Source organism: Rhodococcus sp. 05-2254-5 (assembly GCF_002258575.1).
In the GTDB taxonomy this organism is placed as follows: Bacteria; Actinomycetota; Actinomycetes; order Mycobacteriales; family Mycobacteriaceae; genus Rhodococcoides; species Rhodococcoides fascians.
Map to the genome: position 1 here is coordinate 151,176 of NZ_NOZG01000023.1, position 13,531 is coordinate 164,706.

Consider the following 13,531-nt stretch of genomic DNA (forward strand, 5'->3'; position numbering starts at 1 on the left):
TATCGGTTGACTCAGCCCTCGTAATTGAACCGGGGGAAAGCCAGCTCGCCTGCGTAACGCGCCGCGTCACCCAGAGCTTCTTCGATTCGCAGCAACTGGTTGTACTTGGCGACGCGCTCGCTTCGGGCGGGGGCACCGGTCTTGATCTGCCCGCTGCCGACGGCAACTGCCAGGTCAGCGATGGTGGTGTCCTCGGTTTCGCCGGAACGGTGGCTCATCATCGTCTTGTAGCCGTTGCGGTGGGCCAGATCCACTGCATCGAGGGTCTCGGTCAGCGTGCCGATCTGGTTGACCTTGACCAGCAGTGCGTTGGCCGCACCCTTGACGATGCCGTCTTCGAGACGCTCGGGGTTGGTGACGAACAGGTCATCGCCGACGAGCTGAACCTTGTCGCCGATCGATTCGGTGAGTGCGACCCAGCCGTCCCAGTCGTTCTCGTCGAGCGGATCCTCGATGGATACCAGCGGGTAGGCGTCGACGAGCTCGCCGTAGAAGGCCGACATCTGCTCGGCGGACTTGGTCTCACGCTCGAAGGCGTAGCCGGTGCCCGCGGTGTAGAACTCGGTGGCCGCCACGTCGAGGGCGAGCGCGACATCCTGGCCGGGCTTGAGACCGGTCTTGCCGATGGCCTCGAGGATCAGGTCGAGAGCTGCCTTGGTTCCGGCGAGATCGGGAGCGAAGCCGCCCTCGTCGCCGAGGCCGGTGGACAGGCCCTTGGCCTTGAGCACTGCCTTGAGTGCGTGGTAGACCTCGGCACCCCAGCGCAGCGACTCCTTGAACGTGGCCGCACCGATCGGCGCGATCATGAATTCCTGGACGTCGACGCCACTGTCTGCGTGCGCGCCACCGTTGATGATGTTCATCATCGGCACCGGCAGGATGTGCGCGTTCGGGCCACCCAGGTAGCGGAAGAGCTCGAGTCCGGTGGACTCCGCAGCAGCCTTGGCGACAGCGAGCGAAACACCCAGCAGGGAGTTCGCGCCGAGGCGGGACTTGTCGGGAGTGCCGTCGAGGTCCAGGAGGGCCTGGTCGACGGTGCGCTGCTCGATGGCGTCGAGGCCGATGACGGCGGGTGCAATCTCGTCGAGCACCGCGTTGACGGCCTTCTCGACGCCCTTGCCGCCGTAGCGGTCTCCGCCGTCACGAAGCTCGACGGCCTCGTGCTCACCGGTGGATGCGCCGGAGGGAACGGCTGCACGGGTCAACGTCCCGTCGTCCAATGCGACCTCGACCTCAACCGTGGGGTTGCCACGGGAATCGAGGATCTCGCGAGCTCCGACCTGCTCAATGATGGCCACGAATGCTTCTCCTAGTAACGGGGACCGGCGGACTGTGCCGGGTGCAAGACTAGCCGCTGTTGCATGGTGCCCGCGATGCACGGAGTTTCTACGGCCTGGTGCCTACCGAGTACGCGGCCGCTCGATCTCGCACGTCGCGCAGGTACTGGCCCGAGAGGTTGTACGCCATCAACGCGCTCTCCCACCCCTGCGCCGTCCGCAGATCACCGCCGCGCGCGCAGAGATAACGCGCAGCCGTCAGAGCGGCGTCGTCGATGTTGTCCGGATCTGCGATGCCGTCGCCGTTGGCGTCGACTCCCCATTTCTTCCACGTCTCGGGGATGAACTGCATGGGTCCCATCGCACGATCGAACTCGGCATCACCGTCCATCGATCCGCCGTCGGTGTCCGGGATCTCGGCGACGCCCGGGCCGCCGTCGAGTGGGATTCCGCGAATCGGCGGTGCGACGAGTCCGTCGGGTTGCACGGAAGATCCCTGGTAGGTGCCGTGCCGACTCTCGATGTACCCGATCCCGGCCAGTGTCGTCCAGGCGATGCCGCAGTCCGCGTCGGTCTCGGCCATGATCGCGGCAGCGTGCCCGTACGACGCGAGTGCGGTCACCGAGATACCGAGCGCATCGGTCTGCGGCTCTGCCCAGGCAATGAGCAGATCGGCCGTTCGGCCGGGGGCATTGAAGTCGATGATCGGCACCTCCGTGCCCGGGCCGGGCGGAATGCCCTCGGGAATCTCACGCTTCGGCTCGCTGCTGCCACATGCGGTGAGCGCAAGGAGTACCGATGCGGTGGCGAGCACGCAGATTCGTGAGATCACCTCACCATCCTGCACACGGAAGGTAATAGAAAGCTAAAGACCGATAAAACCCCAGTACAACGTGCATAAGGACCAGGTTGCAGGGTGTATGTTTCTGTCAACCTTCACGCATGAGGGTCGCCTACCCTTCGCGAGGCAAGGCGTACCAATGTTCGACGCACAACAGGAGCACCTTCCGTGTCCGTACTGGCTGCCGCAGGATCTGCGCCGTCGATCGCTACCCAGATGTTCGGCAGCGGTCTGATCGGTCTTCGCGAGGGTCTCGAGACCGGCATCGTGGTGATGATTCTCGTGGCGTTCCTCGTCAAGGCGAACCGCCGCGACGCCCTCAAGTGGGTGTGGCTGGGAGTCGGCCTGGCCGTCGCGATGGTGGCGGCGATCTTCTTCGTGATCCACTACGGCACGTCCACCGTCACCGGACTGACGGCCGAGATCATCGCGGGAGCGGCCTCGCTGGTCGCCGTCGTCATCGTCACGGCCATGGTCCTGTGGATGCGCACCGCCGCCAAGAACATCTCCGGCGAGCTGCGGGCGAACATGGAGAAAGCTCTCACCGTCGGGCCTGCGGCAGTGCTGACGCTCTCGTTCTTCGCCGTCGGCCGTGAGGGCGTCGAGACGGCACTGCTCATGGTCGGGTACGCCGAGAACACCAACGGCAGCCTGTGGCCACTGCTCGGACTTCTACTGGGCATCGTCGTCGCCGCAGTACTGACGGTGTTCCTGTACTTCGGCGCGGTGCGCATCAACTTTGCCGTGTTCTTCAAGTACACCGGCATCTTCCTCATCGTGGTCGCCGCCGGAATCCTGGCCTACGGCATCCGCGCCCTGCAGATCGGCGGAGTCCTACCCGGTGGCAGCGCTGTCGCCTTCGACATCACCGCACACTTCGATGCCTCGAGCTGGTACGGCACCGTGCTCGCCGGCATCTTCAACTTCCGCCCCGAACCCACTGTCTTCCAAGCGATCGCGTGGGTGCTGTACATCGTCGTCGTGTTGTTCCTCTTCCTCCGCCCGGTCCGCGTTCCCGCGGCTCCCGAGCCTGTACTTCAGAACTCCTGAAAGGCACCACCACCATGCGTCGTACCACCTACGCTCTGGCCGCGGTCGCGGTTCTACCGATGGCCCTGGCCGGATGCACCGAGAAGTCCTCGACCGAGGCCGCATCGGGCGATATCGCCGTCACGGCCACCGACTCGTCCTGCGACGTCGGTGCAACCGAGGGCACCACCGGAAACTCCACGTTCCAGATCACCAACAACGGCAGCAAGGTCACCGAGTTCTACGTCTACGGCGAGGGCGACCGCGTCATGGGCGAGGTCGAGAACATCGGACCGGGTCTGACGCGTCAGCTCATCGTCGCTCTGCCCGACCCCGGCACGTACCAAACCGCCTGCAAGGCAGGCATGGTGGGCGACGGCGTCCGGGCCGATTTCGTCGTGACCGGCGATTCGGTTCGCCAGACGGACGAGGACGGCTTGCTCACCGAGGCAGCCGACGGCTACAAGCGCTACGTCGTCAGTCAGATCGACGCGTTGCAAGAGACCACGACGTCGTTCGTCACCGCGGTCAAGAGCGGCGACGTTGCCGCCGCCAAGGCCCAGTTCCCCATCGCGCGTAGCTATTACGAGCGCATCGAGCCGGTCGCCGAGAGCTTCCCGGACGATCTCGATCCGCGCATCGACTTGCGCGAGCCCGACGTCGAGCCCGGCGCGGAGTGGACCGGCTTCCACCGCATCGAGAAGGACCTGTGGACGCAGGGACTGCAGACCGACACCAACGCGATGGCCGATCAGCTCGAGGCCGACATCACCGAACTCGCAGACAAGATCAAGGCCGACGACTTCACCATCGACCCCGTCCAGGTCGCCGGTGGCGCACAGGGATTGCTCGACGAGGTCGCCAAGACCAAGATCAGCGGTGAAGAGGACTTCTTCTCGCACACCGACCTGTGGGACTTCCAGGCCAACGTCGACGGCTCGCAGGCAGCCATCGCGGCCGTGCGTCCGATCCTCGACGAACGCAACGCCGAACTGGGCACCGCGATCGACGCCCGCTTCGCAGAACTCGACGCCGAACTCGCCAAGTACCGCAGCGGCGACGGCTTCGTCTTCTACGACACCGTGACCGAACCGCAGCGACAGGAACTGTCGAACAAGATCGACGCACTGTCCGCCGAAGTGAGCCAGGTGCAGGGTGTCGTTGCCGGACAGTAAGACTGGACAGTTCTCCCGGCGGCGACTGTTCGGTGCTGTCGGGACCGGGGCTGCACTCGTCGGAGTCGGGGCCATCGCGGGACACGCGACGGCCTCGGGAGCCGAGGTGCCGACGTCGGACGTCGTCGAATTTCGCGGTGAACATCAGGCCGGCATCGTCACCCCGGCACAGGACCGCATGCACTTCGTCGCGTTCGACGTCACCACCGACTCGCGCGAGGATTTCGTTGCGCTGCTGAAGAAGTGGACCCTGATGGCCGAGCGGTTGGTGCATGGCGAGGAGACGTTCGACGGCGGAGCTGTCGACGGCGGCCAGTACAACCCGCCCGCCGACACCGGTGAGGCGCTGGGCCTGACCGCATCGTCTTTGACGTTGACGATCGGTTTCGGTCCGGCACTGTTCGATCGGTTCGATCTGACGTCGAAAAGACCTGCCTCCCTTGCTGATCTGCAGCACTTTCCGGCCGACAACCTCGACCCGCGCCGCTCGGGTGGCGACCTCTGCATCCAGGCCTGTGCAAACGACCCGCAGGTTGCCGTGCACGCCATTCGGAACCTCGCCCGCGTCGGCTTCGGCACGGTCTCGGTCAAGTGGTCTCAGCTGGGCTTCGGACGCACCTCGTCCACCTCGACCACCCAGGACACCCCGCGAAACCTGTTCGGCTTCAAGGACGGGACCGCCAACCTCAAGGCCGAGGACCCGACTTTGCTGGACGAGAACGTCTGGGTTGCCCCTGACGACGATCAGGAATGGATGGCAGGTGGCTCCTACCTCGTCGCCCGCCGCATCCGCATGCTCATCGAATCGTGGGACCGCACCACGCTCAAGGAACAAGAGCGAGTGATCGGACGCAGCAAGGGAACCGGCGCACCGCTCGGCCAGAAGGACGAATTCGACGCACTCGATTTCGAGTCACAGGGACCCGAGGGCACCTTCATCGACAAGACCGCGCACGTGCGTCTGGCGTCGAAGGAAAACCTCGGCGGCGTCCAGATCCTGCGTCGGGGATACAACTTCACCGACGGATCGGACGGCTTCGGACACCTCGACGCCGGACTGTTCTTCATCGCCTACTGCCGCGATCCCCTGACCCAATTCGTCCCGATGCAGTTGGCCCTGTCTCGCAAGGACGCACTGAACGAATACATCCAACACGTCGGGTCTGCGGTATTCGCGTGCCCACCCGGCGTCGGAGAATCCGAATACTGGGGTTCGACACTGTTCGAGTGATTCTTCGCCGGCCCCACCCCGTCCGGGCGGTGAGTTCGTGCACGCGGTTCGGTCTACATCGTCGTATGTTTTCGTCATCGACATCGGGAGCACATATGGGTCAGCTGGTTCGGGTACAGAATTTCACCGTCTCGAGCGACGGGATCGCTGCGGGCGAAAACCAGAGCTTCGAGAGCCCGTTCGGTCTCGACCATCTGGCACTGATGAGGTGGTACTTCGCCACCGCCAGTTTTCCTGGAAACGCCGGTTCGAGCGGAAGCCGCGGACTCGACGACTACTTCGCCCGCGACTTCGCCCGCAACATCGGTGCCGAGATCATGGGCCGACACAAGTTCGGGCCACAACGCGGACCGTGGGCCGATCACGAGTGGCAGGGCTGGTGGGGCGACGAGCCGCCGTTCCACACGCCCGTCTTTGTGCTCACCCACCACGAACGGCCGTCGATCACACTCTCCGACACCACTTTTCACTTCGTCGACGGCGAGCCCGCCGACGTACTGAAACAGGCGAAGGAGGCGGCCGACGGCAAGGACGTGCGACTCGGCGGTGGCGTCACGAGTATCCGCGAATTCCTCGACGCCGATCTGGTCGACACCATGCACATCGCCGTCACACCCATCGAATTCGGCTCGGGTCTGAAGCTGTGGGATTCACCCGACGAACTGAACGACAGATTCGAGCACGAAGTTGTCCCGAGTAGCAGCGGTATGACTCATCACCTGTTCTGGCGTAGGTAGCCGGGCCGGATCAATGCGCCTTTGTTGCACTCTGACCCACTGAAACCCACATTGATCCCGACCAGAGGGACGAGGAATACCCCCAGCGCGAGTATTGGGGCGAGTGAGAACATCTCAGGCGGAGTCGGCGTCGGAGGGGAAATCCGATGCCGACATTCCGAGGTGCTCGATGTGATAGACGGCCTCGTCGAGCAACATCGCGACGTGGTTGTCGTACAGGCGATAGATGACGCTTCGGCCCGAGCGAGTCCCGGTGACCAGTCCCATGGCGCGTAACAGCCGGAGCTGATGCGACACCGCCGACTGTTCCATTTCCACTGCGTCGGCCAAATCGTTGACCCCGCTCGGCCCCTGCCGTAGCTGCGTCAGAATGCGCAGTCGGCTCGGTGTGGCCAGAGCCTGGAGGGTCGCGGCCACCGTGGCGGCAGATTCGGCATCGAGCTGCGCAGGTGGCGTGCTGCGTCCCTCGACTCCATGTCCCATGCGACAACTATAGTTTATGTACACATGTAAAGGTCTTCATGTAATCCTGTACGGTGAGGTTTGCCCTGTCCGACGGAACGAAGGCCCGCATGACTTCCACCAGCACCGCCCCGGCACCGGCCGACGTGCGACATCCAGCCGGCGCAAGCCGCACCCGTCTAGTCGACATCGCCGAAGTCAGATGGGCGCTGGCCGCGACAGCACTGTTCGCCCTCGGACTTCTCGCGCAATTGATCGACGCGCCGACATGGACGTACTGGGCGCTGTACCTCGCCTGCTACGCCACGGGTGGGTGGGAGCCTGCGCTCGAAGGACTCCGGGCGTTGCGGGACCGAACTCTCGACGTCGACCTACTGATGATCGTCGCCGCACTCGGTGCCGCCGCGATCGGGCAGATCTTCGACGGCGCACTGCTGATCGTCATCTTCGCCACGTCCGGTGCCCTCGAAGCGGTGCTCACCAGACGCACCGCCGACTCGATTCGGAGTTTGCTCGATCTGGCACCCGAGACCGCGACCGTGCTCGACACCGCCGGCCACGAACGAACGGTCGCCGCATCCGACCTCCGCCCGGGCGACATCGTGACAGTGCGCCCCGGCGAACGCATTTCGGGTGAAGGCACCATAGTCGACGGCGCATCCGACATCGATCAGGCCTCGATCACGGGGGAATCGGTACCCGTCTCGAAATCCGTGGGCGACGAGGTGTTCGCCGGAACCATCAACGGCACCGGCGCACTACGGATCAGGATCGACGTCGACCCGTCCGACACGATCATCGCGCGCATCGTCACCATGGTCGAGCATGCGTCCGAGACCAAGGCCGAGAAGCAACTGTTCATCGAGAAAGTCGAGCAGTACTACTCGAAGACCGTCGTGCTCTGTACCGCAGCGATATTCGCGGTGCCGATGCTGCTCGGCCACGACCTCGAATCGTCGTTGCTGCGGGCGATGACGTTCATGATCGTCGCCTCGCCGTGCGCGGTGGTCCTGGCGACCATGCCGCCCCTACTCGCAGCGATGGCCACCGCGGGCAGAAACGGCGTACTGGTCAAGTCTGCCGTGGCGATGGAACAGCTGCGCTCCATCGACACGGTCGCCTTCGACAAGACGGGGACCCTCACCGAGGGAACACCCCGGGTGGAGTGCATCGATATTCTGGGAACCCTGGACGAGCACGAAGTGCTCCGCCTGGCAGCTGCGGCCGAGAACGGAAGCGAGCACCCGATCGGACTCGCTGTCGTCGACTACGCCACGAGGCGAGGCGTCGCGATCACCACGGCAACGCACTTCGATTCGACACCCGGCATGGGAGTCACGGCCACGGTCGACGGCCGCACCGTCACGGTCACCAAACCCGAAGCCGCACCGCACAACACGAACGCCCCGGCCGAGCGCACAGCCGCCCTTCGAGAAGCCGAGGGCATGACGGCGGTGATCGTGCACCTCGACGGAGAAGCGATCGCGGTGATCGGACTCGTCGACATCGTTCGCGCCGAAGCCGACACCACGGTCGCAGGTCTCGAACGTCTGGTCGGCACCCGACCGGTGCTCCTCACCGGCGACAACGACCGCGTCGCTCGAGCAGTGGCAGCGCGCGCCGGCATTGTCGACGTACGCGCGGGACTGCTGCCCCAGGACAAGGCCGAGGCCGTCACACAACTGCAGAACGAACGTACCGACGGCGAGACCCCGCGGCGAGTGCTGTTGGTCGGCGACGGCGTCAACGACGCGCCGGCGATGGCCACGGCCGACATCGGTGTCGCCATGGGACGTCGAGGATCCGATCTCGCGCTCGACACCGCCGATGCCGTCCTGATCCGCGACGACCTCGGGGCCCTGGCGTCCGTCATCGCGCTTTCGCGGCGGGCTCACCGCATCGTGGTCGCGAACCTGGCGATTGCGGCGACGTTCATCGTGGTGTTGGTCGCCTGGGATCTGATCGGTACCCTTCCGCTACCGATCGGCGTGGCCGGTCACGAAAGCTCCACAATCATCGTCGCTTTGAACGGGATGCGATTGCTGTCCTCGCGTGCCTGGAAGCAGAAAGCGTCCCGGTCAGCCCCGTAGACCCCAGTGTTCGATCCAATCCAACGCACTCATCTCTCCCGGCGTGACGCCCGCATTGCGGGCCGATGCCTCGGCATTACGGATCAACGCCGCGAAATCGAGTACTCGACGCCGTAATGCGTCCTCGGCACTGTCCCCGCCGTTCGAATGGTCGACGCCGATGTGGACGACCCGTAGACCGTCCGGAACGAGCTCGTCGGGCAGTCCCGCCTTGCTGGCGCGTCCGATCACCTTCTGCGCCAATGCAAGTGACGGCTGAGACATCGCGATGCCGTCCAGGCAGGAGCCCCTGGCTTTTTCCGACGCCTTCTTCTCTTCCCACATCCGCTCCTGCTCGACGATGTCGATCGGTCCGGTGTCGGTTCGGCTCAGATGCGGGCTGCGGTGTGTCAGCTTCCGCACCAGACCTGCGGCAACGTCATCGACGTCGAAGGGGTCCTCGGCGGCGTCCTGAGCGATCCGGGAGTGAAAGAGCACCTGTAACAACAGGTCTCCCAGCTCCTCACGGAGGTCGACCAAGTTGCCTGCGGCGATGGCATCGAGCAGCTCGTAGGTTTCTTCCAGAAGATAGCCGCGCAGCGACTCGTGCGTCTGCTGAGCTTCCCAGCCGCCGACGCTACGCAAACGGTCCATCAGCTGGACCGCCGCGATGACGTCGTCGCCAGGAAGCTTCTCGGCCGCGACGACGCATTCGCCGCGGGCGATCCGGTTCTGTACATCGGGATTGGTCCGGTCGGTGCTCACCAACACGGCATCGACGTCGTCGGGCGCGGCGGTGCCGGAGAACAACCAGCGCACCTTCACCGGAACCTCTTCGGTGAACTGCACTGCGCCACCGAGAAATTCGACGGCGTCCACCGGTACCTGAGTAGGACGAACAGGGTCGAGCAGAACGATCGTCACCGCTACACCCCCACAGTTTGCTCCAACAGGACGGACCGAGATGGCTTCCCGTCCAAGGATAGGATGAGATCGGCGATAAACTGCACCAATTCGACATCGCGGACGCGCGCCGCTCCGACACCGCCGCCTTCGACGCGGGGCAACGGCAGCTGCACCACTCCGGTGGTCGCACGATACGTCGCGCTCGGGTAGAGGCGCTTGAGCCTGATCTGCTTGGAATCGGGCAGGTCCATCGGAGCCAATTTCACCTGTGTCCCGGCCACATTGACGTCGGTCAGGCCGTACTCCTTAGCGATCAAGCGCAGCTTCGCGATGGAGACCAGGCGGCCGACCTCCTCGGGTAGCGGGCCGTAGCGATCGACGAGTTCGTCGATGACGGCGTCGATGCCCTCGGAGTCGGCCGCGGCGGCGAGCTTCCGGTAGCCCTCGAGCCGAAGCCGGTCGCTGGTGACGTAATCCGGCGGGATGTTCGCATCGACGGGGAGGTCGATACGCACTTCCTTGGGTGCCTCGTCCGTCGTGATCGGCTTACCGTCGGCGGCAGCGCGGTAGGCCTCGACCGCTTCACCGACGAGCCGCACGTACAGATCGAATCCGACGCCGGCGACGTGGCCCGACTGCTCGGCTCCCAGAACGTTTCCGGCACCACGAATTTCGAGGTCCTTCATCGCCACGGCCATACCGGCTCCGAGGTCGGAGTTCTGCGAGATGGTCGCCAACCGGTCGTAGGCGGTTTCGGTGAGCGGCTTCTCCGGCGGGTACAGGAAGTACGCGTACCCGCGTTCGCGGCTACGACCCACTCGACCGCGCAGCTGATGCAGCTGGGACAGGCCGAGCGAATCGGAGCGTTCGACGATCAGCGTGTTGGCGTTGGAGATGTCGAGACCGGTCTCGATGATGGTGGTGCACACCAACACGTCGGTCTCGCGTTGCCAGAAACCCTGCACGGTGCGTTCGAGAGTTTCCTCGTTCATTTGACCGTGTGCGGTCGCCACTCGCGCCTCGGGGACGAGATCCCGAATCTTCTTGGCGGCCTTGTCGATCGAGCTCACTCGGTTGTGCACGAAGAACACCTGGCCGTCGCGCAGCAATTCACGCCGAATGGCGGCGGCAACCTGCTTGTCGTTGTAGGCACCGACGTAGGTCAGCACCGGATGCCGCTCCTCGGGCGGGGTGAGGATGGTCGACATCTCGCGAATGCCCGCCAGGCTCATCTCCAGCGTTCGCGGAATCGGGGTGGCCGACATCGTCAGCACGTCGACGTGAGTACGGAGCGACTTGATGTGCTCCTTGTGCTCGACGCCGAAACGCTGCTCCTCGTCGACGATGACCAGGCCGAGGTCCTTCCAGGCGACACCGGTCTGCAGCAACCTGTGCGTGCCGACGACGATGTCGACGGTGCCGTCGGCCAATCCGGCCATCACTTCTTTGGAATCGGCACCGTGGGTGAAGCGCGAGAGCCCTTTGACCGTCACCGGGAACGACGCCATCCGCGCGGTGAACGTCTGCAGATGCTGTTGAGCGAGAAGGGTTGTCGGGACCAGGACGGCCACCTGCTTGCCGTCCTGAACTGCCTTGAACGCGGCACGCACAGCGATCTCGGTCTTGCCGTAACCCACGTCGCCCAGGATGACGCGGTCCATCGGTACGGCCTTCTCCATGTCGGCCTTGACCTCGGTGATGGCCGTCATCTGATCGACCGTCTCGGTGAACCCGAACGCATCTTCCATCTCGCGCTGCCACGGAGTGTCGGCCCCGAAGGCGTGCCCCGGAGCCGCCTGGCGAGCGGCATACAGTTGCACGAGTTCGCCGGCGATCTCGCGAACCGCCTTGCGCGCCTTGCGTTTGGTGTTCGCCCAATCGGAACCGCCGAGCTTGCTCAGTGTCGGGAGTTCGCCACCGACGTAGCGCGAGAGTTGATCGAGCGAATCCATCGGCACGAACAGTCGGTCGCCGGGATGACCGCGCTTGCTCGGCGCGTATTCGACGACGAGGTATTCGCGCCTGGCACCGCCGATGGTGCGCTCGACCATCTCGACGAACCGGCCGATGCCGTGCTGGTCATGCACGACGCTGTCGCCGGCGACGAGAGCCAGCGGATCGACCTGATTGCGACGCTTCGCCGGTAGCTTGCGCCCCTCCCCCGCCGCCGCGACACGGTTACCGGTGAGATCGCTCTCGGTGACGACCACGAGCTTCGCGTCGGGAAACACCAGGCCGTCGTGCAGCGAACCGCACAGGACGTTGACGACGTCCGGAACCGGGACGGCACCGGAATCGAGATGTGCGGCAGGAACTTCGGCCTCGGCGAGGCGTTCGATGATGCGCTTTGCGGTACCGGCTCCGGCCACGGAGATGACGGCCCGTCCCCCGGTGGCGATGTGAGCTCGCAGAGTGGCGTACAGCGCCGTCAACGCTTCCTCGGAACCTCGCACCTCGGGCACGGGATCGACGGCGAGCTCGACTTCTTCGCCGTTGCCCGACGCCAAGGGGCTGATGGTCCACCACGGCCGGCCGTGCACCTGGGCCGATTCGCGTACCTGCCGCAGCGAGCGGTACGCGGAGGCACCGAGATCGAGCGAGGCCCCCTCGAGGCTGGACGTATCGAGGGTGGACGTATCCAGTGGCGCGGCTCCACCGATGGATGCCGCAGTCCAGGACGCTTCTAGGAATTCCTGTCCGGTGCGGACCAAATCGGTTGCGCGAGTTCGGATTCGCTCGGGATCGCAGAGCAGGACGTGGGTTCCGGCGGGCAGTGTGTCGGCGAGCAGTTGCAACTCGCCGGGTTGCAGCAGCGGCAGCAGCGCCTCCATGCCCTCCACCGGGACTCCGGCCGACAGCTTGTCCAGCATCTCGACCAACGCGGTGTCACCGGCATTGTCGGCGGCGAGCACGGCCGCGCGATCGCGAACTTCCTGCGTGAGAAGCAATTCTCGGCACGGCGGCGCGATGACGAGATCGACCTCGTGATCGGGGAGCGATCGCTGATCGGAGACCGCGAATGCGCGGAGCTCGGTGATCTCGTCGCCCCAGAATTCGACGCGGACCGGATGATCGGCCGTCGGCGAGAACAGGTCGAGAATGCCGCCGCGGACGGCGAATTCGCCGCGCTTGCCCACCATGTCGACGCGCAGGTAGCCGAACTCGACGAGTCGATGGATCAAGCCGTCGAAGTCCAGATCGAGACCGACTTTGAGCGTGACGGGTTCGATCTCGCCGAGACCCGGCGCCATCGGCTGCACCAGCGAGCGGACGGTGGTGACGATGACACGCAGCGGATCGCCGTAGTCGCTGTCGCCGGGGCGGGCGAGACGACGGAGCACATCGAGCCGCTTGCCCACGGTATCGGCGCTCGGGGAGAGCCGTTCGTGCGGCAGCGTCTCCCACGACGGGAACATGGCGACGCCGTCACCGAGAATCTGGGTGAGTTCACTCGTCAGGTCGTCGGCTTCGCGTCCCGTCGCCGTGACGATCAGAAGTTGGGTGTGCTGTGCGATTGCGGCGGCCACGAACGGGCGCACCGAGTGCGGCCCGATCAACGTGTGCTCGGCCGTTCCGATCGCGTCGGCGACCGCGACCATCGACGCATCCGTCAACGCGACACTGGCGAGCCCCGAAAGGTGAAGCGCCGCGTCGGGAACGATCGGGGCCGGCCCGGACGTGGTCATGGCAGGCAGGGAATCGGAAGACAACAGCAATGCTCCTGAACGAGTCGAGGCGATGGCTGCGCACGCACAGTCCCGTCGAGTCTATGGGAGCGCACCGACACCGTGACACGCGGGAGAT

The 13,531-nt window shown here is 64.9% G+C and carries 10 protein-coding genes; 5 read left to right on the top strand and 5 right to left on the bottom strand.

Annotated features, from left to right (window positions below; genetic code table 11):
* Positions 1-11 precede the first annotated feature (11 nt).
* The gene (gene eno, locus CH278_RS15335) at positions 12-1,298 is read right to left on the bottom strand and encodes a phosphopyruvate hydratase (RefSeq protein WP_027496113.1); all 1,287 of its coding nucleotides are present in this window, start codon (positions 1,296-1,298) and stop codon (positions 12-14) included.
* A gap of 88 nt (positions 1,299-1,386) precedes the next feature.
* Positions 1,387-2,097, bottom strand: coding sequence for a lytic transglycosylase domain-containing protein (locus tag CH278_RS15340; protein WP_045842124.1), 711 nt, complete (start codon positions 2,095-2,097; stop codon positions 1,387-1,389).
* Between the two features lie 189 nt (positions 2,098-2,286).
* On the opposite strand from CH278_RS15340, the gene efeU reads away from it, so the two are divergent.
* The 4 genes from efeU (at position 2,287) to CH278_RS15360 (ending at position 6,290) form a co-directional block, all read left to right on the top strand.
* On the top strand, positions 2,287-3,168 hold the full coding sequence (efeU, locus tag CH278_RS15345) for an iron uptake transporter permease EfeU (protein WP_032373011.1): 882 nt from the start codon (positions 2,287-2,289) through the stop codon (positions 3,166-3,168).
* Positions 3,169-3,182: 14 nt separating this feature from the next.
* On the top strand, positions 3,183-4,322 hold the full coding sequence (gene efeO, locus CH278_RS15350) for an iron uptake system protein EfeO (protein WP_094622315.1): 1,140 nt from the start codon (positions 3,183-3,185) through the stop codon (positions 4,320-4,322).
* Positions 4,303-5,553, top strand: coding sequence for an iron uptake transporter deferrochelatase/peroxidase subunit (efeB, locus tag CH278_RS15355; protein WP_094622316.1), 1,251 nt, complete (start codon positions 4,303-4,305; stop codon positions 5,551-5,553). Before efeO ends, efeB begins: the two co-directional genes overlap by 20 nt.
* A 95-nt stretch (positions 5,554-5,648) precedes the next feature.
* Positions 5,649-6,290 carry a dihydrofolate reductase family protein gene (locus tag CH278_RS15360; protein WP_094622317.1) on the top strand — a complete coding sequence of 214 codons (642 nt, stop codon included), beginning with the start codon at positions 5,649-5,651 and terminating at the stop codon, positions 6,288-6,290.
* A 114-nt stretch (positions 6,291-6,404) separates the two neighbouring features.
* Here the strand turns inward: CH278_RS15360 and CH278_RS15365 are convergent, their stop codons facing one another.
* The gene (locus CH278_RS15365) at positions 6,405-6,773 is read right to left on the bottom strand and encodes an ArsR/SmtB family transcription factor (protein ID WP_027496107.1); all 369 of its coding nucleotides are present in this window, start codon (positions 6,771-6,773) and stop codon (positions 6,405-6,407) included.
* A gap of 89 nt (positions 6,774-6,862) precedes the next feature.
* On the opposite strand from CH278_RS15365, the gene CH278_RS15370 reads away from it, so the two are divergent.
* A complete protein-coding gene (locus CH278_RS15370) occupies positions 6,863-8,842 on the top strand; it encodes a heavy metal translocating P-type ATPase (RefSeq protein WP_094622318.1) in 1,980 nt (659 codons plus the stop codon).
* Here CH278_RS15370 and CH278_RS15375 read toward each other — a convergent pair.
* Both CH278_RS15375 and mfd read right to left on the bottom strand, forming a co-directional pair.
* Positions 8,831-9,745, bottom strand: a complete 915-nt coding sequence (locus CH278_RS15375; RefSeq protein ID WP_094622319.1) for a MazG family protein — start codon at positions 9,743-9,745, stop codon at positions 8,831-8,833. The two genes, CH278_RS15370 and CH278_RS15375, sit on opposite strands and share 12 nt — an antisense overlap.
* A 2-nt stretch (positions 9,746-9,747) precedes the next feature.
* Positions 9,748-13,413 carry a transcription-repair coupling factor gene (gene mfd / locus CH278_RS15380; RefSeq protein WP_032389913.1) on the bottom strand — a complete coding sequence of 1,222 codons (3,666 nt, stop codon included), beginning with the start codon at positions 13,411-13,413 and terminating at the stop codon, positions 9,748-9,750.
* Between the last annotated feature and the right edge of the window lie 118 nt (positions 13,414-13,531).